A 22,158-nucleotide genomic window follows, 5' to 3' on the forward strand; every position below is an offset into this window, starting at 1 on the left:
CGCCAACCCTAATTCCTACCAACTCCGCGACGGGACCCGTCCGCCGCCGTCGCTACCAGCGAAGTGACTATTTTTTCTCGTAATTGTTTGTGGCCTGATGGCGCGTTCGACGATGTTGGAGTCGAGCTCGATGCGACCATCGGTCAGGAAGTGTTCGAAGATGGCGCGGCGCGCGACGGCATAGCGGATCGCCTTGGCCAGTTTTGATTTGCCGGAGATCCGCCGCAAGGTCTGCTGCCAGAGATCGAAGAGATCTGCGACGATCGCCGTGGAGGCTTGCTGGCGCGCGGCAACGCGTGCTTCGGGGCTTTGACCACGCACGGTCTTCTCGACCTGCCAGAGCTTTGCCATCCGTCGACTGTCGTCGTTGCCACTCTCGAGCTCCCTGCAACATGCAGCTCGTAGAACTTGCGCCTGCTGTGTGACCAGCAGCCAGCCAATGTGATGCCATCATTGCCGCGAACTAGCCGCAGACATAGAAGCTTACATCGGCTCACAAACTCAGCAGCCGATAGCCGATCGCTCACCCAGTCCGCCAGACGGGGGTCTCTTTGCCGCTTACCAGGAGGCGCTGGCGGCCTTGCAAGGACGCGCCCAACCTGTCGCCTGCGGTGGTTTCCTGGCAGACGGTCGAGTGGCAAAGCGAGTACGAGCGCTACCGAGGAAGGCAAAAAGGAACTGATCGGCTTTCAGGTCGGGGGGCGGGAGAGCACGCAGAGCGGGCGCGAGCTCATGATCGACATCAAACAGCGCTGGTTGCAGATTGCCCCGGAAATTGCCGTCGGCGACGGCGCTCTCGGCTTCTGGAAGGCGCTCGACGAAATCTTTCTCGGGGCGCGGCATCGCGATGCTGGGTGCACAAGGCCGGGAATGTTCTGGACAGGGTCCCACTCTCGATGCAGGCCAGCATGAAGACGTATCTGCGCGAGGTCTACCGGGCGCCGACCCGGGCGTCCGCCGAAACGGCGATAAGAAACACCGCGCCAAATACGATCGGCGGTCGAATGCATGATCGAGGATCGCGACGCGCTGCCGGCCTTCTACGACTCCCGGTACACAGGGAGGCCTCGTTGTCAGCGACCACTGCCAGGCTGATGGTGTTTAAGCTGGTGATCGCCGCATCAAAGACCTGGCGGCGGCTCAAAAGCACAAATCAGTTGCCGAATCTCATAGTAGGTATCAGATTTCAACGAAGGCGTTGAGGTCATCCAAATGCCGGCAAGCCACGCCGACTGATCACCTCGTCGCCCAGAATCCTGCATAGCTCCGGCGTACTAGATAGATACCCCTCCAAAATGCCGATCATTCCGCTTCCCAGAGACCATGGTCCAAGCACCACACCTGGCAAACCTCGTGAGGCGGCCATAGACTTCGGCCATGACAGCCGCGAGCGACTCCTCACGTACTAAGATCGTTCTTACCTGTCCTGGTGTCGTCCGAGTTTCCGGTATGTCCGCCTGACATACCAAAGGCCATGCGATACCCGCATCGCTCAACACTTGTACTATTACATCGGCGGCAGCGTCTCCGTTTCAAGTATTCCGTCCACAGTCATGTAAATTCTTCAAGGTAATTAGATGTTGTTGACAGTTATGTTATGGGTCCGAGTTCTAGGGCGAAATTTCGGGGAAACCCATTCGGCCCGCCCTCGTGGCGCCTCAGTATGCTCTCGTGATATCGCTGGAACGTGTGCCCGCCTTGGCTCGTCATCATGATGATACGTCCCCCGCTTGTTGGCTTGCGTCATAGGGATAAACAGCTTCGACAACAGGGAAGGAAGCCCTGAGATCAATCGGGATGGCCTCGTCCTCCCCTCCAGAGAAATCGACGACGTACCGTCTCCGATTTATACGCGGTTGTTCACGGGAACAGCGACTTGCGGTTGCCATTCTCCAATTGCTCAGGTACTGCGGCTATCGCGTTCGAATCGCTAACGTTGAGATGCAAGGGGAACGCTTCGTGACCGGCCTGGCGCAACACGGAGGCAGTCTCATCGAGCTGTTTGGAAAGGTCGGCACGAACGAAGTTCCATAGCCGTTAGCTTTGCGGCGGTGGCAGCGCCGAGACCGCGGGCGGTGCCAGTGATGAAGGCGACTCTTTCGGATAGATCGATCATGGCATCAATATCACTTTGCTTGCAGCTCGCTGGCGGGCCAGTTCGAATCCTTGCAATCCGCGATCCAATGTAAGCTCGTGGGAAATCATGGGCCGGAAGCTCTCGGGATTGCTGGCGAGTAGGCTCAGCACCTTATTCCAGGTACTTCGCGTAGCTCCGTAGCTTGCCCTCAGTTGATGACCCTGCCGGACGAAGTCGGTGAGCGACAGATTAAGCGGCATCGAATGGATGCCGCCGACGACGACCCCCCCCCTTCGTCTAAGCACCTTCAGGCTCTCGGTGATGCTGGCGGGATGACCCGTGGCCTCCAGCACGACATCGACCTTTGCGCCGCTCGTCGCCTTAAATACCTGATCGCTGAGTGGAGCATCGGCCACGTCGATCAGATCCGTAAAACCCATGCCCTTGAGGACCTGGAAGCGTGGAACGTCTCCGTGCCCCGCGACTAAGACCCGTGCCGCGCCGGCGGCGCGCGCTATCAAGGCCATGCCTTGGCCTATCGTGCCGGGACCGAGCACAAGCACGGTATCGCCCAGACCAACCCCGCCCGTCAGGACGGCTTCGCAGGAAACGCCGAGCGGTTCGGCTAGAGCGCCGATGGCGGGTGGAATGTTCTGTGGCAGAGGCAAACAGACGCGCGCAGGGACCGTAAGATGCTTCGCAAACCCCCCGTCACGCGTCCATCCGAGCATCCTTCTGTCGGTACATCCAGCTGGATTGTCGGCTCGGCACGCCGCGCAGCGCCCGCACGTTATACCGCCCAGCAATGTTACCCGTGTCCCCTCCGCCAGGGAAGCGTCCGGGCCCACACGCACGATCTTGGCGGCAATTTCGTGCCCCATCGTCACGGGTAGATAAGGTACCATGAACGCGTAGCCGTCGGTCCACTCGTACGCGTGCACGTCCGATCCGCAGATGCCGACGGCTTCGACAGCCAACGTCACTTCTCCGGGCCGTGGGGCAGGAGCCGGAGGCGCTTCTGTCAACGCGATTCCGAAGCCTGCACTTGTCTTCCGCAAAGCGATCATTTCGTTCTCCATCATGGCACGGTTGGCTGCATTGCGCCGCAGTTCTCGCGAGATCGTCGAGGCGTATCGACCGAGACAGCGCCCAATCTCCCGGATGGAACGGCCCTGCATCTTAAAAAGCGCAATCTCTTCGCACTCCACCAACGGCAAGTACCGCCCGGAGGACGGCTTTGCTAAGGAACCTGACGATCGCTGGTGACATGCCGCCCGCCTTTCGAAACCAACTGGATCCGGCGGGCGACATTCGTTCGGCGTGAACATGACTCTCTTATGCGGTGAGCGCGGTTGATCGCAATCCAATCCGTTCTCAAGCGGCCACGCCGGCCCGACCAAGCATGCCATCGAAGAGCGAAATGGGTGGATGAGCCGATGGATCTGTCACGACTTCGATTAGCCACGGACGCTGCTCAAAAAGCGCGAGGTCGAGCGCCTTCCCCAGATCACTTGGCGCTGTGACCCGCGTTCCGCCACATCCGCATGCGCGTGCAATGGCCGCATGATCGACCGGCGATAGATGACAGTCTGATATATATTTGCCAAACATCACTCTTTGTCCATCCTTTTGAAATCCGAGGACACCGTTGTTGAGCACGATAACGACCACGGGCACATTGCTGCGAACCATGGTTTCGAGCTCCGCCCAACTGTGCGCAAAGCCGCCGTCTCCGACCAAGGCTACGACAGGGCTAGCCGGACGTGCCACCTTGGCGCCGATCGCGAGCGGCAATCCCCAGCCAAGCCCAGCGAGACCGCGGGGCGTGAGGAACCGCTGGCCTGTTGTTACGCCGCGGAGCTGCCCGACGACCCACATTGACGAGTAGCTTGCGTCGGCGACCACGATTGTCTCGGGAGTCAGACGCATCTGCAGTTCGTGCAATACACGTTCGGGACGAATGGGAGTGCCGTTGCTGCCTGAAAATACGGACCGATCGTTCTCGAAGCTCTTCCAAGCCGCAGCGATGCGGTGCTCCAAACCCTCGCGCATATCGCGACGCAAGGATAGGTCGAGTTGATCGATCGCGCCACAAAGTGCTTCCAGTGTGGAGGCGGAGTCGCCAACGAGGCGCATTGCCTCGTAATTGCGCCCAATTTCCTGCGGGTCGACATCGATGTGTATGACGCGTGCCTTGGAAGGAATCTGTCGCCAGCCATCGGTCCCGTTCTGATTGGTGCGCGTGGCGACCAGGATCACAAGATCCGCCTCTTTGAGGATCGGCAAGGAATGTTTTCCAAGCGAGCCAGGGCCAACCAGAGCGCCAAGGACTCCTGCGGAAAGCGGGTGCATCTCATCAACAGCGCCTTTGCCCATATTCGTGGTGAAGACCGGCAAATGTGCACGGTCTTGCAACTTGGCGAGCGCGTTGGCCGCAGCGGGAGATACGACACCGCCGCCTGCAACGACGACGGGAGCCTTCGCCGCCGCAATAGATAGCGCGGCGGCGCGGATCTCTGCTTCGCTCGGCCGCAAGCGATCAATTGGCCATTCACCAAAGTTCGACCGGCGTTCACGCGTTGGCGTGACTGTCTTCTCTCCCAACAGATCAGCTGGCAACAACAAGACTGCCGGGCTCGGCCGGCCGCTGCCGGCAGCGACGAAGGCAGCGTCAACAAAGTCATCAATCCGGTCTGCACTGATAACTCGCCGAACCCATTTGGCGCACGAAGAGAAAAGCGCGAAATGATCGAATTCCTGGAAAGCATTACGATCGAGTTGGTTGCGCGCGACTTCCTGCACCAAAGCAACAATGGGCACGCTCGCTTTGCATGCCTCGGCGAAAGGCGGAACGAGCAAGGTTGCCGCGGGCCCATTCTGGGCTCCAACCACTGCGATTTGGCCAGACACACGCGCAAAGCCGTCCGCCATCGCGCCGCCCATGTTCTCCTGTCGGTAAGCGAGCTGCCGAATGCCAATCGCTTCGCAAGCCAGAATCACGGCGGGCGGCACATTCTGGCTGAATATCACCTTAACCCCATGACGCCTCAAAGCGAGGGCGATACGCTGCGCAACAGTCACTTCTGCACCTCAATGGGGTCGCACTTGTCTCAATCTGTAAAGGATCCTGCGAACACCTCGACGATGATGATCTCAGCGTCAGCGCGTGTCATCCGCGTCCAGACGGCAGCGCAATAAGCCTGGATGATGCCGTTTGCCGCACATGCGTCTGAGCTCTTTCATGACCAATGAGATAGGCTTCGCGATAGTCCGTAGGGGATAGCGTCAAGGCATGATGGGCGCTCGTTCGCCGTAGCTCTGCACCTTGTTCGTCGGGACGTTGCTAAGGCGATGTATTTGGCGATGCTGCATGATCTTGCGCGCAATCTCCGTGTCTGCGACCGCTCGGTCGCGGTCAGTCCATGTTGAGAGGAAATTCGTCCGGATGGCGGGCCGCCTCCGGGCGTCGGGGATTTCATGGTCGAGCCGCGCGAATCTATGATAGACCGCGTTAGTAATAGCGGGCTCCTTCTCGAAGTGCCCGCCAACTGGCTGGTAGCAGCTAAACTGCACATCAAACGCATACAGGAGGCGTCGGCCGGCTAGGCCATCCTCGGCCTCCATCGTGCAGTTTCTAGTAAACTTCTTGAGGTTCACGAGCTTGGTGTGCCCTGAAGGGATCTCGATCCATAGTGACCTGTGGCGCGGCCCGACCTCAAGCAGCAACAGGTTCATGCACGCATCTCTCTCAAGCGAATGATTTAATCCCATGCAGGCATGGATTGCATTTCCTCCTTCAAGCTAGCCGGGCTAACGTCCCTTACACTCGGATCGGCTCGCCAATGAGCGTCATCTCGCGCGGCCCTGATCTCAATGTTAACAAGCGCGCCCCCTCCTTGCTCCACAATTCTCCGGCGTATAGCCTTTGATCGGGCATTAACCCCAGCGTCTCTCGCTAGCTCGTCGTCTATCATTCTATCGCCCCGTCTGACTTGCTTCATCTCGTCTACTGTTCGGCGGCATCCATTGTTACATATCTACCCTGCCTGTCACCTACCTCTTCTTGTGGGCCGATTTCCCGCTATCGAGATCCTGGACCGGGGCGGTGGGACGCCGACGCGCTGCGCGACCTTGTACGTGGGTACGCGCTGGAACGCTTGGCGATCAGGACACGGTTCTGGTCATCGATGAGACCGGCTTTTTGAAGCAGGCAAGGTATAGCGCGACACACAATCTGGGTGGGGAGTGCGCGACAATCAGGTTGGCGAGTCAGTGTCGCGGCGTGGTGGTGATTGCCGCGATGATTGTCGCGCGCAAGGGTTTTGTTGGTTCTGATTGTCGCGGAGCGTCAATCAGCGAGCGTTTTTGGGTCGCGTGCGACGGTGGCCGTCCTGGGCCGCGTTTTCGCTCGAGCGCGGTGCGCCGGCGATAGCTCTCGACGTTCATCTCGACGATGGTGGCGTGGTGGACGAGGCGATCGATGGCGGCGAGCGTCATGACGGGGTCGCCGAACAGGTCAGAGTACCCCTATTCTTGAGCGGGTCGTGTCTCACACGTCACGATCACTGACCCGCATCATTTTCTGTTTGGCACCGGTGGGTGAGCTGTAGTACACGACATTCGGATTGACAAACCGAACGACTCGAACACCGGGAAGGAGTTTTTGCCATCATCATCGGTACCAGTGAAATCGTGTCCGCCATCGGTGTCCAGCCTGCTTGCGGAGGCAATTGTGTGGTTCTGTCGGATGATCCAGATCCGAACAGCCCTCGGTAGATGCCGCGCGGTCAGCGCGGCGTGGGTGCCCTGCTCGACGATCTCCGCCAGCACGCTGCCCTCGTACCGCAAAACGTCGCTCGCGCCCGCTCACAAACCCGCCGCAGCCCAAGCGCCGCGGCCGCCCGTCTGGTAGGACCAATGACAATTTGCACTGCGCATTTGGTTGAAATTACCGCGCTGGCAACCTCGAAATCTACCCGCTCAATCAGCGCCTTCTTCAGCTGCTTGAAAAGCCCGTCCGCATCAGTGAGGTCTTCAGGCTTCTTATAGTTAGCAAGCAGTTGATCCAGTAGTTCAGGTGTAATCGTCGTGTCGGTTGTCATGTGAGTCTCCTCGGTAAGGTAAACTCACAGAAACCTGCTTACACATTCTTTCTGACACCCTCTGGTGCGCACTGTCTCGGCCAGCGACGATCCGCACCGACGAGGATACAGCTGCGCTCCTGCGACGATTAGCAATGCATTATCCCGATGCCGTGATCGCCGGCATCCTCAACCGGCAGGGCCGCACGACGGTCTACGGGCATCACTTCGACAGCACCGCGTCGGTAATTTGCGCCGCCACTGGAAGATCCCGAGCTTCCAAGAAAAACCGCAAGCCGCCGCCGCGCTCGTGTCGCTCCCTCGACGATCCATCGTTTGCTCAACGACGGCATTATCTCCGGCGAGCAGCTCACGCCAGGCGCTCCCTGGCGCATTCGTCTGACCGATGAACTCAAGGCGCGCTTCAACGGCGAAACGTCCGACGACTTTCTGCCGATGCGCGAAGCTATGCGGGCGCTCGGGATCTCGCGTCAAACCGTATTGCAGCGAGTCAAGCGCGGCGAACTCGAAGCCGTGCACGTTGTGCGCGGGAAGCAAAAAGGACTCCACATCAAGGTGCTAGCCCCGCAATCAAGGTGTTAGCCCCGCAATCCAGCCTTTTCGACCAAACCGCATGAACCAGGGGTATTATGAAGCCACGTCCAAGAAGCTGCGTATGTCGGCATCGAGCACCCAGTTCACACGCTGGCTCATGATCACCGTGTGCAAGGCGTCAAGCGCCATATGAGGATTCCGCCCCGGCCGGAAGCCGTAGGGGAATCCGAGGAAGTCGACCTCATAGACGGCGCTTAACACCTCGGCCACCGCGCTTTGGACGATCTTGTCCTCTAGCGCCGGTACACCGAGAGGCCGCTTGCCGCCATCGGCTTTGGGGATGTAGACGCGCCTCACCGGCTGTGGCCGGTAGCGACCAGTGTGGACCGGTGCGCAAAGGTCGCGGATATTATCCGTGAGCCCTTCTTCGTACCTCGCCACCGTTACCCCATCGACCCCCGCGCTGGCCTGCCGCTTTTGCCATCGAAACGCCCGATCAAGAGCGTCCTCGTCGATGTGGTGCAGCAAGGCTGTGAACCGGGTTTAGGCAGCCTGCTTGGCCGCCGCGTTCACCCGCTCGAGATTCGGCGGCAAGGCAACCCGGCTCTGTGTCCGGCCCCTGACCTTCTCGCGCGGGCTCCTCTCGGGCCGGCTCCTTCCCCCCATGCGTCTCGTTTCCTTCGACGACTTCACAGGTATTATGGACCAGTCCGACTCCCGACCTCAGCTCGGACCGCGGCTCTGGCAGTGCCTTGCCGCTGTCCCCCATTGGAGACCAATCCAATGGACCCGGTCGGGCCTCTCATGGCCTCAACGGCGAGATCAAGCGACGGACCGACGTCGTCGGCATCTTCCCCAATGAAGACGCCATCGTTCGCCTGGTCGGCGCGATCCTGCTCGAACAGAACGACGAATCGGCCGTCCAGCGCGCCCGCTACATGACACTGGAAACCATCTCGCCGTTGAGCGATGATCCCATCGTCGGCTTGCCCGCCCTGGCAAGCTGATGCCTTCCGACCCGCCGTAAAATTCGCGGTGAGCTGCTGTCAGTTACACCACGCCACGGGGCACGATCGACGCTAACAATGGTGGATGTCGCAACGGGGTGGACCGAATGCCTTCCGCTCGTCGTGCGTGAAGCAGCTCTTGTGGTCGAGCCTCTCGAACGCGCGCAGAGCCTATTTCCCTGGCCCGTTCGTGGCCTCGATTTTGACAAGGACAGCGCCTTCATGAACGCACGGTCGTGTCATGGTGCCGCTCTCACGATGTCGAAGTAACTCGTTCCAGGGCCTACAAGAAGAACGATCAGGCATTCGTGGAGCAAAAGAACGGAGCTGTCGTTCGCCGCTTGGTGGGCTATGGGCGGTTTGAAGGCATTGATGCCGCTCGCTCATTAGCTCGCCTGTTTACGGCGGCTCAGCTGCACATCAATTTTCTTCCAGCCTTCGTTTAAGCTGAAGGAGAAGACGCGAAGGCGCCAAAGTGGTCAAGCGCTATCTTCCTCCAGAAACGCCGTACGAACGAGCGTTGGTTCATCCGAGTCTCGATGAGGCATTCAAACATAGGCTGCGAGAGATCTACCGCTCGCTTGATCCGCTCGCATTGCTGGCGCAGATGCGGGACGCCCAAAATGAACTTGGCAAGCGCGTCGATCGGCGGGCCGGAATGTCAGGGATGACGGCCGCGCCGGTGCGAAGTGACGTGGTGGCTTTTGCCCGAGAGCTCGGCGATGGTTGGAACGCGGGCGAGCAGCGGATCATTCATCGGCGCCGCTATGTGCGGCGCAAGCCTGTGCCACGTCGGCCATCGATGCTCGACCCTACATTCCCATCATCGAGGAATGAACCGCGGCGGTTCCGCACTTGTCCGCGGTCGATCTTCTCTCCCGGCTGGAAGCGCATGCGCCCGGTCGGTTCGGGCGGCGTCAGCGGCGTACGGTGCAGCGGCTGGTGAAGAATTGGCGATCAAAGGCCGCTCGACAGCTCACCAGCAGCGCAGAGATCACGTTAAGCATCGACCCACGCTCCGTACCTGAGGTCCGGGTCCCGAGAGGTGCCTTCGCCTAATCACCGCAAGCCGCTCGCTCGCTATAGCGCTATGGAAAGCGCGCTTCGCGAGCGGCTTGCTCGGACTCGCGGCAAACCGAATCCAGGAACAACGGGGGTCCGCTTCGGTAACATTCTCATCTGAGGCAGTATGGAGGGTCAATTTTCCACGTCGCCCGACAGCCGGAGCAAGGATGCCGAGCCGGTGGCCGTCTAGGACGTGCGGTTCGTACGTTGAGTGCCTGCTTGGCGCCGTCCGAAATGATGCTATCAAACTGTCCGGGGAAATGTCACCGACGCATATGGCTGCACAGATCAATGCGAAGCGTGCAGACAACACTGCCGGTCAGCAACTGGACGCTAAAATAAACTAAAGGATGAATCAGAACGCCGAGGCGACTTTGCTAACCCGCCTAAATATTTGCTGAAATCATGGGCTCAGTCGCGGCATAAGCGTCTGAAATAAGTTTGTAACAGTCACAGGCCGTTTGCTCGAGGCCCTTGCGTCCATCAATCTGCAAGACGCCGCGCATCTTGCGAACCAACCCTTGTTTTTCGAATCGGGTCAAGGTCTCTGTTACCCCAGCGCGGCGCAACCCCAAGACAGATGAAAGGGAGTCATGGGTGACTGGCAGCACATTGGCACCAAGAGCATCACTGGCCAAACAAAGCCAGCTCGCGAGCCGCTTTTCGCGATCGTGCCGAACCCCGCATAATCCAGTGTGAGCGCAATGCAAGGTCAGCGCTTGAACGTACTGAAAGAGCTGTTTTCGGATTCCAGGACACTCGGTCATCACTCGACACAAATCTTCGACACGAATCCTGTGCGCGCTTCCAGGAAAGAGCACAACAGATTGATGCGTCGAAATATGCGCTCCCACAAAGAGCGAAGCGCCGACCGCTCCCCGATGTCCTATCACCGCCGTTTCAAGGAAGCTCCCGGCCGCGACAATCCTTAGCGAGACGAGGCCCGACTCGATAAAATAGACATGATCAGGGTGCCTTTTCGGCTCTTGCAGCACCATGCGTTCTTTCAGGACGATCGGCTCAAGGAACTCCCCTATTGCCGCGAGGTCTTGACGAGAAATTCTCGTCAGAATCACGTTTTTGACAAAGGACCACGTATTAGGACGCACCATGCTAGGCTGGTTGAAGGATCTGCTGTGCGCCGGACCCCCACTTGAGAGCTGTATCTCCGGAGCTATTAATCGCACGCGTGGTCGATCATGGTGTGGTCCGTCTCCTGGCATGCGGATTTCTTCCGGGTCAGCACCGCTGTACTGTGACGAGATTTTGATTACCGACTGTAACGACATTTCAATCTTGATTAATGCAATGAGCCTCGTGTCGACGCCCAAATCCCGCTTGCGAGCGCCCCTTTTGAGGGATTCCGACTGGCCGAGCCGGCGGCTGCATGTACCGGCCCTCGCTTGGAGCGTCAGCGCCACCAACTTGGCTTTGCGCGGTCAAAGGACGGCAATCCGGATTTGCGCCTCCCGCTGCTTGATTTGCATGGTTACTGTGGGAGGGTGCGATGGCTTTGCGCCTGCCTTGGCGAACCTGAGGTCCTTGGGTTCCTCAGAAAAGAGGCGCCGAGCTTGCCGAAAGTCGCGTCCTTCATAGTCCCGCCTAGAGCGACTCACAAGGCGTGGATCAAGAGTCCCCGGTGCTCTAAGCTCCATCGCCCTACGAAGGCGACTTCGGTAGTCGTGGATATCTGAAGCGGCGGTGGGTGAAGACGCCAGCGCCGCCATCATCCAGAATCACGAGACCTCGGCACTTCTCGGAGCAAGCGCCGGGAGGGACGCGTATTGCGAACGAAAATGGGAACCAACCCGCAAACGTCAAAATCTCGTCTGAGAGGCGCCCTCCGAATGTGGCTTATCTCGGATCCCGATCCGTCGATTGACCCGCGTCCCTGGGGCCTCGTTTCCCAAGAAAGGCAAGAGAAAAACTGTCATCGTGAGTGGAAACACAAACCCACTTTTCCAGAATCATAGACAGACACATCAAAACGGTCAGATAGTCGTTCGACCATCAAATAAGAACTCCTCAGCCGCTAATTCGTCGTGCGGAGCGAGCTTGGAGCGCGTTGGCGCCCTGCACATGGGAGTTACGCAAGCACGCCTTCAAGTTATCGCATCGGCAGCATCCCTGATGCCGCCGTAGATTTCGTCAAGGTCTGCCGCTCTGACGCAATACGGCGGCATCACGTAGATCGCATTGCCGAGCGGCCGCAGCAGCAGATTTCGGTCCTTAAAGAACGCCTGAAGCTTCGGACCGATGCACGCGAGATAGCCCGCTTGCCTTGCTTTCAGATCGAGTGCTGTAATCGTGCCTGTTCGACGGACGTTTTCAAACCGTGGGTCGGTGCGGAATGACTCAATTGCCTGTTCTTGCATTGTGGCGACTGACGCCACACGCTGGCGACATTCCTGATCTTGCCAGAGATCCAGGTTGGCCTTTGCGGCGGCGCAGGCCACTGGATTCGCAGTATATGAACTCGAGTGAAAGAACGTACGTGTCCGATCTTTGGAATAATGCGCGTCGAAAATATCCGCGCGGCAGAGTGTCACCGCAAGGGGAAGCGCCCCTCCCGTGAGACCTTTCGAATAGCAGGCAATATCGGGCGTGACGTTGGCCTGCTCGCAAGCGAATAATGTTCCGGTGCGGCCCCAGCCCGTCATGACCTCGTCGGCAATGAACAGGACGTCCGAGGCCTCGCAAATCCGCTTCATCTCTCTTAGCACCCAGGCTGGGTACATCAGCATTCCGCCCGCCCCCAATATCAGAGGCTCCACAATAAAGGCGGCAGGCATTTCGTTTCGACATGCAGATTCGAGCGCATCGAGCGTTGCCTGTTCATGCCCTCTAGTGGGAAACGGGATTGAGGTAACGTCGAACAGCAGAGGCCCGTACGCCGCGTTGAACACACCTCTAGCACCGACCGACATCGCCCCGACCGTATCGCCGTGGTAGGAATGTTGCATCACGACAATGCGTATTCGCTGTTTGCCGATATTGTGCCAATAGCCGAGTGCCATTTTTAAGGCGACTTCCACACTGGCTGAGCCGCTGTCGGAGAAGAAGACATAGTCGAGGCCGCGGGGAGCGAGTTTCAAAAGTTGTGCAGCAAGCTCCTCAGCCGGTTCGTGGGTATGGCCGGCAAAGATAATCTGGTTGAGCTTTTCTGCCTGTTTCTGAATCGCGCTCACGATGTGTGGATGGCAATGTCCATGCGTCACGACCCACCAGGATGAGATTGCATCGATGATACGGCGACCATCGGCTGTGTGGAGATAAGCACCATCACCTCGCACAACCCTTGTTATCTCGTCTTGAAGCGCGTGTTGCGTGAACGGATGCCAGATCGGCGACTTTTTCTTTGGCATCATGGCTGGAAATCATCAGCACGGAATGAGGCTTTGAACGCGACTTGCAGCGTGTCTGCTGCGAGAGGAGAAAGCCAGGGCAATCGCCCCAACCAACGCACCCGCCCGATCTCGCAAATTGCGCTCTCATTCTCCGAATTTCTTTCGCCAATGAAGGCAATCCCAAGAATGCCGATCTGGCGCTTTCGCAGAGCCTCTATCGACAGCAGCGAGTGATTGATCGTACCCAGCGCTGTGCTCGCGCAAAGCACGACTGGAAGCTGCCATCGCTCGAAGATGTCAGCATAAAGTGTGGCGCCCCTCAGCGGCACCATTACCCCGCCGGCGCCCTCGATCACTAGCGGTCGCTCCCCAGTGTCCGGAATATCGAGCGCATCTACGTCTATGCGAACTCCGTCAATTTCGGCGGAATGATGCGGCGAAGCGGGCGTTCGAAGGCGGTAGCGCTCCGGCACGATGCGATCGGGTGAGAGACTGCCCAGTCTTGCGGCGACCTGGGTGTCGGTCTCTCCGTCGAGACCCGCCTGAATCGGCTTCCAATAGTTTGCGCCCAGGAGATTGGCGAGCCCCGCGGAAAATACCGTTTTTCCGATTCCGGTATCCGTACCGGTCACCACGATCCGCTGGCTCATCGAGGCCAGCCCCTCGTCTCCTCAAAGAGCGCATCGAGCATTGCACGCACGTCATCCTCCCCGACGTTGAGTGTCAGTGAAATCCGCAAACGGGCCGTGCCCGCCGGCACAGTTGGCGGCCGGATTCCGCGGATATCGAAGCCGCGAGCCTGCAGCGCAGAGGCGAGCCGCATAGCACGTGAATTGTCGCCAACGATATAAGGCACGATCTGCGAGTCCGAAGGACTTCGCCTAACGCGTTCACTGATCTGCTGATGCGTGAACGCGACCAGCTTGGCCAGACGCTGCTGGCGCTCAGGCTCCTCCTGCAGGATTAAGAGAGCCTCCCGCACGGCGACGGCCATCAACGGTGACGGCGCGGTGGCGAAGATAAACGGACGGCAGCGATTGACCATGAAGTCGCGCAGTGCACTGGAAGCAGTGACAAGTGCGCCGGCAGCACCCAGCGCCTTGCCGCAGGTATGAACGACCAAGAGATTTTCGCGCCCCTCATAGGGTGCGGTGAGCCCCCGTCCCTGCTCGCCGTAGACGCCTGTGGCATGGGCTTCGTCCACGATCAGGAACGCGTCGTACCGATCCGCAATCGCGACCAGGTCTTCAAGCGGTGCGAAGTCGCCATCCATGCTGTAGAGACTTTCGACCACGATCCAGACGCGGCCGGTTCGGCCTTTCGCGCGCCAGTCGCGAATTGTGCTTTCGACCGACTGGGGGTCGTTATGGGGGCTTATCCGAAAATCGGCCCTGCCAGCTCGTGCGCCTTCATGAATACTCGCGTGCACGAGCGAATCGTGAACAAGCAAATCGCCCCGCTGCGGCAGCGTTGTTAGGAGAGCAAAATTTGCGACATAACCGCCGCCAAAGAACAGCGCCGTCTCCGCCCCAAAGAACCTGGCAGCTTCTGCTTCGAGGCTCTCGTGCTCCTCACAATTGCCGCGCAGAAGCCGCGAGCCGCCGGCTCCGATCGGCGTGCCGGCCTGAAGCGCGGCGCAGACAGCCATTTTCATACGTGGAGCGCTCGCCAGCGCGAGATAATCGTTCGATGCGAAATCGACGCCTGCGCGCGGTTTGAGGCTGCGCAGCCGGTTGTCCTCTTTCAGAGCATGCAAATGTGCGACGTAATCGGCAAATTTGACCGAATGGATTGAGTTCATTCTTCACTTCCAGCGTAGGCATCGATCGCGCCAGAGTTCTGATGTCGTCAAGCACAAAGGCTCCAACATCACCTTTAGCTTTCAACTTGGTAGCATGCGGTTTTCTGGGTCAACCAGCACAACACGGGGTCTAAAGAGCTTGGCTTCCGCCTCATCAAAGGAGGCATATGCAACGATAGCAATTTTGTCTCCGGGCATGGCAAGTCGCGCAGCTGCACCATTCAAGTCTATGGTGCCCGACCGCGGGGGCGCTGCGGTGACATAGGTGGCGAAGCGCACTCCGGTTTCGGTGTTGTAGATTTCGACGCGTTCGTTGATCAGGAAACCTGCCGCGTCGAGCAGCGCGCGATCAATTGATATCGAGCCCTCAGAGTGCAGATCGGCTTCGGTCACCGAGGCACGATCGATCTTTCCTTTCATCAACGTAATCTGCATTTGTCCCCTACACTGGAGTTTGCGTACAGCGTGCTCGCTGCCTGTTTCACTTGAGGCAAGGTGCGGACGTGATGCCGAGCCGACCCAGCAAATTCGCGTCGCGGTCGGCTTTCGGGTTTTTGGTGGTCAACAGCACATCGCCGATGAAGATCGAATTCGCGCCGGCCAAGAAGCACAGCGCCTGCAGTTCATCGCTCATATACTGCCGTCCGGCAGACAACCGCACGACGCTCTTCGGCATCATGATCCGGGCGGTCGCGACCAGCCGCGCCACCGCGATCGGATCGGGACGCTCCGCGGTGTCGTTGACCGGCACGTCCTTGACCTGGTTCCACAGGTTGATCGGCACGCTTTCGGGAGGCTTTCGAAGATTGGCGAGCAGCACCAGCATGGCGAGCCGGTCCTCGAGGCGCTCGCCCATGCCGATAATGCCGCCACTGCACACCTTGATGCCGGCCTCGCGCACATGTGCAAGTGTATCGATGCGGTCCTGCAGGGTGCGCGTGGTGATGATCTTGCCGTAGAACTCGGGCGAGGAGTCGACATTGTGATTGTAGAAGTCGAGCCCGGCCTCAAAGAGCCGTGTGGCCTGCTTGCGCGTCAACATGCCGAGCGTGACGCAAGTCTCCATCCCGAGGCCTTTGACAGCGCTGATCATGTCGCAGATCTGATCGAGATCACGGTCCTTTGGACTGCGCCAGGCCGCGGCCAGGCAGAAGCGCCTCGCGCCGGCGTCCTTCGCGCGCTCTGCGGCGGCGACCACATCGGCGCAATCCATCAGGCGGGTGGCTTTCAGCCCGGTGTCGTAATGAGCGCTCTGCGAGCAGTAGGCGCAGTCTTCCGGACAGCCGCCGGTCTTGATGCTGAGCAGGCTCGCGGTCTCAAGGTGGTTTGGATCGAAGCTGTCCCGATGAACGCTCTGCGCCTGAAACATCAGGTCGGCAAACGGCCGGCCATAGAGCGCTTCGACCTCGGCGCGCTCCCAGCCACTGCGGAGCGGCGCTCTGTCGCCGCCGTCGATCCGCTCCACTCCCATAGCAGCAGCCTTTGCACTTGCCTTCTTACCCGCGTCAATCATAGATACCAGCGCCGATTATCGATAGTCGAGCGATCGATGCCAGTAAATTGCCTTAGGAACCGCTGGGAGATGATTATCGCCGCCCAAAGCCAGCCTTTCCGAAAAAGATGTAAAGCTAATCGATGCGCAAAGACCGCAAAAACTGCTCAAGCCCGGCGAAATCCTGCAACATCGGGCGAATCAAGGTTCGATGTCGAATCATCTCGGGCCGGTCGCCGAACGGGGCACAATATATCCGCTCAGTTGTGATAGATAATCTATGATCACAGACGAGAACACCACAATTGCCCAGCACATTGCGGGCTCAATTGGTGAGCGCATCATTAGCGGCGCTCTGCCGCCTGACGCCCCGCTCCGGCAGGATCATGTCGCGCGAGAGTTCAATTCCAGCCATGTCCCCGTGCGCGAGGCGTTTCGCCAACTGGAGGCTCAACATCTCGTTGTCGCTGTGCCCCGTCGTGGCGTGAGGGTCGCTCCACTCGATACCAATTCCGTGAAGGAGATCGCCGAGATGCGTGGAGCTCTCGAGGTGGTCGCCCTGCGCAATGCGGCTCCAAAGCTCACCTTTAGCCATTTGGCACGGATCGAGCTCGCCCTGGTTGAAGGAGAGAATGCCCAGACCATTCAGGATTTTGAGATGGCCAACCGCGCCTTTCACCACGCGCTGGCGGCGCCGTGTGCAATGCCGCGCCTGCTCGCCAGTCTCGACGGACTACAGCTTGCAAACTCTCGATTGGTGTTCGCGATGGCGCGAAGTAGCGGTTGGCGACCGCGATCCAATCAGGATCACCGCCTGATTCTGCAGGCATTGCGAGCGCGCAACGTCGACCAAGCCTGTAACCTGCTCGCGCGCCACATTCAATCGATTGAGCGCCTTGCCCTTCCTGCGTCCTGACCGGCAGTTCTGGCGAGTTCCGTTGCAGACCACGGTCCTGGCAAGACTGCGGCAGCAGCGACCATCTTGCCGGGCGAGCGCGGGATGTGGTGCTAGCGTTGCAGCCGGTTCAATCCCACGATAGTTATGCGACCTACTCATTACTCCTCAGGCTATCCATGATACGTCACATCGTCCTGTTCACAGCTAAGGATAAGACCCACATCGATAAAATGATCGAAGGCCTCTCGGTTCTCACCAAAATCCCGCATGCCCGCCGGCTCGAGGTTGCCCGCAACCGCAAGACCGACCAGCTCGGCAACGACATCGACGTCGTGGTTTATGGTGAGTTCGACAACGAGGCGGATCTCGCTGCTTTCAAAGCGCATGATCTATACCAGGAATCGATCAGTCGGGTACGACCACTCCGCGAACTGCGGTTCGCGGCCGACTACAACGTATCAACAGCTGTGCGTTTTGCCTGAATACAGCGATAATCAATTTGGTCGGTGCACCGTGTCCACCGACGGGGGTAACTTGATAATCGATCTCAAGAGTTTGCTGATCATGGACGAGCGTCGCTCTCGTTGGGGTGAGAATCACAATCGGAGCGCGTCTCACAGCACGCTAGCCCTCAGTGACTGACAGCCCGATGCACGTCCGAGAACTGCAATGGATTGAGCCTGTCACAGCGATGCGAAGTCTCGCGCATCGACCGCACCTTACGTTTCTCGATAGCGCCGCAAGACATGAGTTGCTTGGGCGCTACTCATATCTGAGCTGCGACCCGTTCAGCACCTATATGGTCGCGGACGGACAGGCGAGTTGCAATGGAGAGGCTCTTGAGGGCGATCCATGGAAAGTTCTTCGCACCCTGCTCGCCAAGTATCCGCAAGAGCATCGCCTCGATCTCCCGCCGTTCCAGGGAGGCGCGGCCGGCTTTCTTGCTTACGATCTAAACAGGACACTGGAGCAATTGCCGGCGCCCGCAATTCCTGGTCTGGGTTTGCCCCAATCCGTCCTGCATTTCTATGATGTGGTGGTCAGCTACGACCACCACGACGACAGATGCTGGATCGTTTCTACCGGATGGCCGGAACAGGATCCCGCACGTCGGAGCGAGCGTGCACGCCGTCGAGCCGATGAGTTTGCAGCACTGCTTGCCAGTCCAAAGTCGCCGCGGAATCGCGCCCTGGGCACACCCGGCGGATGGCATTCGAACTTCAGCCGTGACGGCTACATTGCGGCGGTACAGCGCGTCGTCGACTTGATTTTGGCCGGAGACGTCTTCCAAGCCAACATTGCGCAGCGCTTCAGTGCCAGGATGTCGCCCTCATTTGATCCGCTTGCCTTCTACTGCCAGCTGCGCTTAGTGAACCCGGCGCCCTTTGCGGCCCTCTTGCGCTACGGCAAGCTCACCATCGCATCGAGCTCCCCGGAACGGTTCCTAAAGCTTGCTGGACAAAAAGTCGAAACGCGCCCCATCAAGGGCACGATTGCGCGTTCCGCTAATTCCGAGGAAGACCAGCGTCGCGCTGAAATCCTAGTCGCGTCCGAAAAGGACCGCGCCGAGAACATTATGATTGTCGACCTCCTGCGTAACGATCTTTCGCGCGTTTGCACGCCGCATTCGGTCGAAGTTCCAGCGCTTTGCAACCTCGAATCCTATGCCTCAGTGCACCACCTCGTGTCGATCGTTACGGGTGAACTTGCAGAAGAGCAAGACGCCGTTACCCTACTGCGAGCTTGCTTTCCCGGCGGCTCCATTACCGGGGCGCCAAAGGTGCGATCAATGGAAATTATTGCCGAAATCGAGCGTGTTGCGCGAGATGTTTATTGCGGGGCGATCGGCTTCATCGGCTTCAACGGGCATATGGACACGAATATTGCGATCCGCACCGTAACGATCGACGATGGCCTGGCTGTGTTTCATGCGGGTGGCGGGATAACGGCGATGTCGGATCCAGAGGCCGAATACGAGGAAACGCTCGCCAAGACGCAGCGAATCTTTGACGCATTTCGTGCTGAAACAGCCGGTGCATCTTGATACTCATCGTCGACAACTACGATTCATTTGTCTTCAACATTGCCCGTTATCTCCGAAAACTTGGCGCAGCAACGGAGGTGATCCGGAACGACGCGTTGACCGCCAGCGATCTTGTTGGTCTCAAGCCGTGCGCAGTGATTATCTCGCCCGGCCCCTGCACTCCACTCGAGGCCGGCATATCTACGGCCATCGTCCGCGAACTTTCAGGTCGCTTCCCCATTCTCGGCATTTGCCTCGGGCATCAGTGTATTGGGAGCGTGTTCGGCGGACGCGTAGTGCGTGCACGTCGCCCCATGCACGGGCGGTCTTCGCATATTGCCCATGACGGCCGGGGGCTATTCACTGGACTCTCATCGCCGCTTTGCGTTGGCCGCTACCATTCTCTTGTTGTTGAGCTCGATGAGACATGCGCCCCGCATCTCAATGTGACAGCGCGTTCCGAGGAAGGCGAGATCATGGCTCTCGCACATCAGTATCAACCAACCTACGGCGTGCAGTTCCATCCCGAATCGATACTTACCCAACAAGGGCACCTACTGCTTTCAAACTTCTTGCGAATAGCAGAAACTTCGTTAGCCTGAAGATCGGAGCGATGGCCCACGCCTCACGTTGGAAAAAGCGTGCTTGCGCAATGTGAGAGTGAGCTAGCTCGCTCCTCAGATCCTGGGCAAACAAAACCTTCCAAGATGCCAGTAGCGCGGTATCCGCACTCAAATTGGAAAGAACTCCGCTGCGAAAGAGCGGGAGTTTATGCGGGGAAGTTTTGATGCACTCTCATGATTGCATCACCTCAATTGCGTTATGCCGCTTCAGAAGTGGATCTGATGAACCTCCAGATAACGTCGCGCAAGACGAGGCCGAGAAAACGAGGTGCTAGACTTAGGCCATTGACGCATAGCTCCGTGCCTATGTCCGACTCCGACATCGTTGTGCATCGGACAATGTCACTCGATATTGACCTGCCGCACGTCGCGTCGCCAAAAGCGGACCGCCGTCTTTGCACCCCTAAGCTGTCGATCGCCAGTTCTGGACGAGCTGAGGATCTCTTCAGAAGGCACCCACAGTCCATCGCTCTCGGCATGTCCGTCGAAATGGCCGGTGGGCATCTTGAAAGTTGGTGGCGAATACAAGCTCGATCAAATCGGCTCGCGCCAGTGGCAAAAGTTCGCGCGCGAAACGCGGGTTGATGCGGACGAAGTCATTGCTCGACTGGATCTCGATGGCCGATTAGATTCTGATCCACTGACTGACCCGCGCGCGAAAGGAAGGATTAGCAATGCCGTCATCGAACGACTGGCCGCGACACTAAGGGTACTTGATCGGTGGGCCAAGAAATTCCAGCTTTTCGGACCGCAAATGTCTTTGCCCTCACTTCCGACGTAGGCGAAGATTGTGCCGGGGCCGTACTACAGTTCGTTGCTCCTGATCGTCTAGAGGCTTTGAGAAGTGGCAAGGAGGACACGATCGAATGGCTCGACGAGCCGGAGATCGCCAAACGGCTCCAGGCCCTACGCGAGGATCATGCCTCCTGGCGTTTGCCGCGCGACACAGGCCAATTCAGGCTTGCCGGCGCGCAGCCAAAAACGGCGCTTCTTCTGAAGAAGGTCCGATGGGGCATTCCATCCGGGCGTGTTCCGTTGATCTAGATCCGCAAAGGGCGCAGCGTCATGGCGACCCGGAACGTGGCCGGGCACGGTGATTGCGCGCAAGCAAGCCAGTGCAGCTCCTGGAGGAGACGTTTGAACTGTGCTGCACACCACCATTAAAGAAGCCCAATCCGGGATACCGAAGCCAATATAAAAAGGGAGCGAACGGCCATGTACAAGGTCAGCCCTTTAGCGCTCGCGCCATTGAGCCACGGCGGATCGGCAGCCGCGCAGCCGAAGGCGATCGGTTCGGGCCTTGCGAATTCCGCAGCTGGTGCCAGCGGATTCGAGCGGGGTCTCACGATCGGCGGTCGCTATGGCCAGCTCACCGTCAACGTCTCCGAAGTGTCCTTGGGGTAACCGAGGGCAATGCGTTCGTCTATCCTCGGATCACCCAGAGCGAGCACAAGTTCATGCTGGTCAATGCCGCCACGGGCGTGAAGCGGCCGGCCTTTGATCAGACCCGCCTCGCAGCGGCGCTGAACGAGGCGAGCCACAAGAGCTATCAGGCCGACGATCTTCCCTTCCGTCATTTCGAACTGCCGATCATGATCGAAGGCTCGGCTTCCGCATCTCGCAGGATCCCGCCAAGCTGGGACGGATCGGAAGGCAACTACTATGCCTTTTCGGCGCTGAGCTGGTCCCCGGACTCGCGCGACCTCGCGGCTTACCGCATTCGCCCCGGCTTCAAGCGCAAGGCTCACTATGTCAATCGTCGCCGACGGACCAACTTCAACCCGACTATTCGACGATAGTCTATCCCAAGCCGGGTGATGTCTTGGCCCTACCCCATCCGGTACAGGTCCACATCGCGGACCGGCGCGAGATCGCGATCGATAATGCCCTATTTCCGAATCCCCATGATCTTTCGTCTATCCAGTGGAAAAATGGACGCGGCTTCACCTTCGATGCCAGAGGACGTAGCCAGGACATGCCATGGTCCGTGTGCGCCCACGCCCCGCTGCCAACAGCGAGGCCGCGGGAAACCGACAGCAGATTCCTTTTATCCTAAGTTTTCGTTTCATCAATGCTCGCGTTCAACGTGAACCGAATGGATCGGCACATGCTCGTGGCTGGCGCCGAGTTCGTGAAGCCTGTGATGCAGGCGATGATGTGCAAGCTCCAGGACAGCCCGCAGCCTCGAG

The 22,158-nt window shown here is 58.8% G+C and carries 20 protein-coding genes and 6 pseudogenes; 12 read left to right on the plus strand and 14 right to left on the minus strand.

The window, feature by feature from the left end:
• Positions 1-15: 15 nt before the first annotated feature.
• A pseudogene (locus IVB22_RS34955) lies at positions 16-470 on the minus strand (transposase); the annotation flags it as partial.
• Positions 471-584: 114 nt separating this feature from the next.
• Between IVB22_RS34955 and IVB22_RS34960 the strand changes: the two are divergent.
• Positions 585-1,236 (plus strand): annotated as a pseudogene (locus IVB22_RS34960) (transposase); the annotation flags it as partial.
• Positions 1,237-2,112: 876 nt separating this feature from the next.
• Here IVB22_RS34960 and IVB22_RS34965 read toward each other — a convergent pair.
• The 4 genes and pseudogenes from IVB22_RS34965 to IVB22_RS34980 all read right to left on the minus strand — a co-directional run bounded on the left by IVB22_RS34965 (position 2,113) and on the right by IVB22_RS34980 (position 5,812).
• On the minus strand, positions 2,113-3,159 hold the full coding sequence (locus IVB22_RS34965; RefSeq protein ID WP_308200494.1) for an alcohol dehydrogenase catalytic domain-containing protein: 1,047 nt from the start codon (positions 3,157-3,159) through the stop codon (positions 2,113-2,115).
• 3 nt (positions 3,160-3,162) lie between these two features.
• Positions 3,163-3,346 (minus strand): annotated as a pseudogene (locus IVB22_RS34970) (helix-turn-helix domain-containing protein); the annotation flags it as partial.
• Between the two features lie 105 nt (positions 3,347-3,451).
• On the minus strand, positions 3,452-5,158 hold the full coding sequence (locus IVB22_RS34975) for an acetolactate synthase catalytic subunit (protein ID WP_247521692.1): 1,707 nt from the start codon (positions 5,156-5,158) through the stop codon (positions 3,452-3,454).
• A 204-nt stretch (positions 5,159-5,362) separates the two neighbouring features.
• Positions 5,363-5,812: a hypothetical protein gene (locus tag IVB22_RS34980; RefSeq protein ID WP_247521693.1), complete on the minus strand. Its 450-nt coding sequence runs from the start codon at positions 5,810-5,812 to the stop codon at positions 5,363-5,365.
• 353 nt (positions 5,813-6,165) lie between these two features.
• Between IVB22_RS34980 and IVB22_RS34985 the strand changes: the two are divergent.
• A pseudogene (locus tag IVB22_RS34985) lies at positions 6,166-6,299 on the plus strand (transposase); the annotation flags it as partial.
• 47 nt (positions 6,300-6,346) lie between these two features.
• On the opposite strand, the pseudogene IVB22_RS34990 reads toward IVB22_RS34985, so the two are convergent.
• Positions 6,347-6,589 (minus strand): annotated as a pseudogene (locus IVB22_RS34990) (ATP-binding protein); the annotation flags it as partial.
• A 275-nt stretch (positions 6,590-6,864) separates the two neighbouring features.
• Positions 6,865-7,179, minus strand: coding sequence for a hypothetical protein (locus IVB22_RS34995; protein ID WP_247521715.1), 315 nt, complete (start codon positions 7,177-7,179; stop codon positions 6,865-6,867).
• A gap of 315 nt (positions 7,180-7,494) precedes the next feature.
• On the opposite strand from IVB22_RS34995, the gene IVB22_RS35000 reads away from it, so the two are divergent.
• Positions 7,495-7,761, plus strand: coding sequence for a hypothetical protein (locus IVB22_RS35000; protein ID WP_247521694.1), 267 nt, complete (start codon positions 7,495-7,497; stop codon positions 7,759-7,761).
• A gap of 45 nt (positions 7,762-7,806) precedes the next feature.
• On the opposite strand, the gene IVB22_RS35005 is transcribed toward IVB22_RS35000, so the two are convergent.
• Positions 7,807-8,241, minus strand: a complete 435-nt coding sequence (locus tag IVB22_RS35005; protein WP_247521695.1) for a reverse transcriptase domain-containing protein — start codon at positions 8,239-8,241, stop codon at positions 7,807-7,809.
• 281 nt (positions 8,242-8,522) lie between these two features.
• Here IVB22_RS35005 and IVB22_RS35010 point away from each other — a divergent pair.
• Positions 8,523-8,720: pseudogene (locus IVB22_RS35010) on the plus strand (transposase); the annotation flags it as partial.
• 475 nt (positions 8,721-9,195) lie between these two features.
• Positions 9,196-9,666, plus strand: coding sequence for a hypothetical protein (locus tag IVB22_RS35015; protein WP_247521696.1), 471 nt, complete (start codon positions 9,196-9,198; stop codon positions 9,664-9,666).
• 505 nt (positions 9,667-10,171) lie between these two features.
• On the opposite strand, the gene IVB22_RS35020 is transcribed toward IVB22_RS35015, so the two are convergent.
• The 6 genes from IVB22_RS35020 to bioB form a co-directional block, all read right to left on the minus strand.
• Positions 10,172-10,897 carry a Crp/Fnr family transcriptional regulator gene (locus IVB22_RS35020; RefSeq protein ID WP_247521697.1) on the minus strand — a complete coding sequence of 242 codons (726 nt, stop codon included), beginning with the start codon at positions 10,895-10,897 and terminating at the stop codon, positions 10,172-10,174.
• A gap of 990 nt (positions 10,898-11,887) precedes the next feature.
• Entirely contained in the window at positions 11,888-13,153 is a 1,266-nt protein-coding gene (locus IVB22_RS35025) for an adenosylmethionine--8-amino-7-oxononanoate transaminase (protein WP_247521698.1), read from the minus strand.
• Positions 13,150-13,782, minus strand: coding sequence for a dethiobiotin synthase (gene bioD / locus IVB22_RS35030; RefSeq protein WP_247521699.1), 633 nt, complete (start codon positions 13,780-13,782; stop codon positions 13,150-13,152). The genes IVB22_RS35025 and bioD overlap by 4 nt, the downstream gene beginning before the upstream one ends.
• Positions 13,779-14,933, minus strand: coding sequence for an 8-amino-7-oxononanoate synthase (locus IVB22_RS35035; RefSeq protein ID WP_247521700.1), 1,155 nt, complete (start codon positions 14,931-14,933; stop codon positions 13,779-13,781). Before IVB22_RS35035 ends, bioD begins: the two co-directional genes overlap by 4 nt.
• Before the next feature lie 81 nt (positions 14,934-15,014).
• Complete coding sequence (gene panD, locus IVB22_RS35040) at positions 15,015-15,368, minus strand: aspartate 1-decarboxylase (RefSeq protein ID WP_247521701.1); 354 nt, start codon at positions 15,366-15,368, stop codon at positions 15,015-15,017.
• A gap of 46 nt (positions 15,369-15,414) precedes the next feature.
• Positions 15,415-16,404, minus strand: a complete 990-nt coding sequence (gene bioB, locus IVB22_RS35045; RefSeq protein ID WP_247521711.1) for a biotin synthase BioB — start codon at positions 16,402-16,404, stop codon at positions 15,415-15,417.
• 301 nt (positions 16,405-16,705) lie between these two features.
• Here bioB and IVB22_RS35050 point away from each other — a divergent pair, with 301 nt between their 5' ends.
• From IVB22_RS35050 to IVB22_RS35080, 7 genes are all read left to right on the plus strand, one after another.
• Entirely contained in the window at positions 16,706-17,341 is a 636-nt protein-coding gene (locus tag IVB22_RS35050; protein WP_247521702.1) for a GntR family transcriptional regulator, read from the plus strand.
• Between the two features lie 158 nt (positions 17,342-17,499).
• A complete protein-coding gene (locus tag IVB22_RS35055; protein ID WP_247521712.1) occupies positions 17,500-17,805 on the plus strand; it encodes a Dabb family protein in 306 nt (101 codons plus the stop codon).
• A gap of 167 nt (positions 17,806-17,972) precedes the next feature.
• Complete coding sequence (gene pabB / locus IVB22_RS35060) at positions 17,973-19,367, plus strand: aminodeoxychorismate synthase component I (RefSeq protein ID WP_247521713.1); 1,395 nt, start codon at positions 17,973-17,975, stop codon at positions 19,365-19,367.
• Entirely contained in the window at positions 19,364-19,948 is a 585-nt protein-coding gene (locus IVB22_RS35065) for an aminodeoxychorismate/anthranilate synthase component II (protein WP_247521703.1), read from the plus strand. The genes pabB and IVB22_RS35065 overlap by 4 nt, the downstream gene beginning before the upstream one ends.
• A gap of 517 nt (positions 19,949-20,465) precedes the next feature.
• The gene (locus IVB22_RS35070) at positions 20,466-20,750 is read left to right on the plus strand and encodes a hypothetical protein (RefSeq protein ID WP_247521704.1); all 285 of its coding nucleotides are present in this window, start codon (positions 20,466-20,468) and stop codon (positions 20,748-20,750) included.
• A 434-nt stretch (positions 20,751-21,184) separates the two neighbouring features.
• Positions 21,185-21,373, plus strand: coding sequence for a hypothetical protein (locus IVB22_RS35075; RefSeq protein ID WP_247521705.1), 189 nt, complete (start codon positions 21,185-21,187; stop codon positions 21,371-21,373).
• Between the two features lie 53 nt (positions 21,374-21,426).
• Entirely contained in the window at positions 21,427-21,768 is a 342-nt protein-coding gene (locus IVB22_RS35080; protein ID WP_247521706.1) for a hypothetical protein, read from the plus strand.
• Positions 21,769-22,158 lie beyond the last annotated feature (390 nt).

It is taken from the genome of Bradyrhizobium sp. 190, from assembly GCF_023073415.1.
Lineage (GTDB): Bacteria > Pseudomonadota > Alphaproteobacteria > Rhizobiales > Xanthobacteraceae > Bradyrhizobium.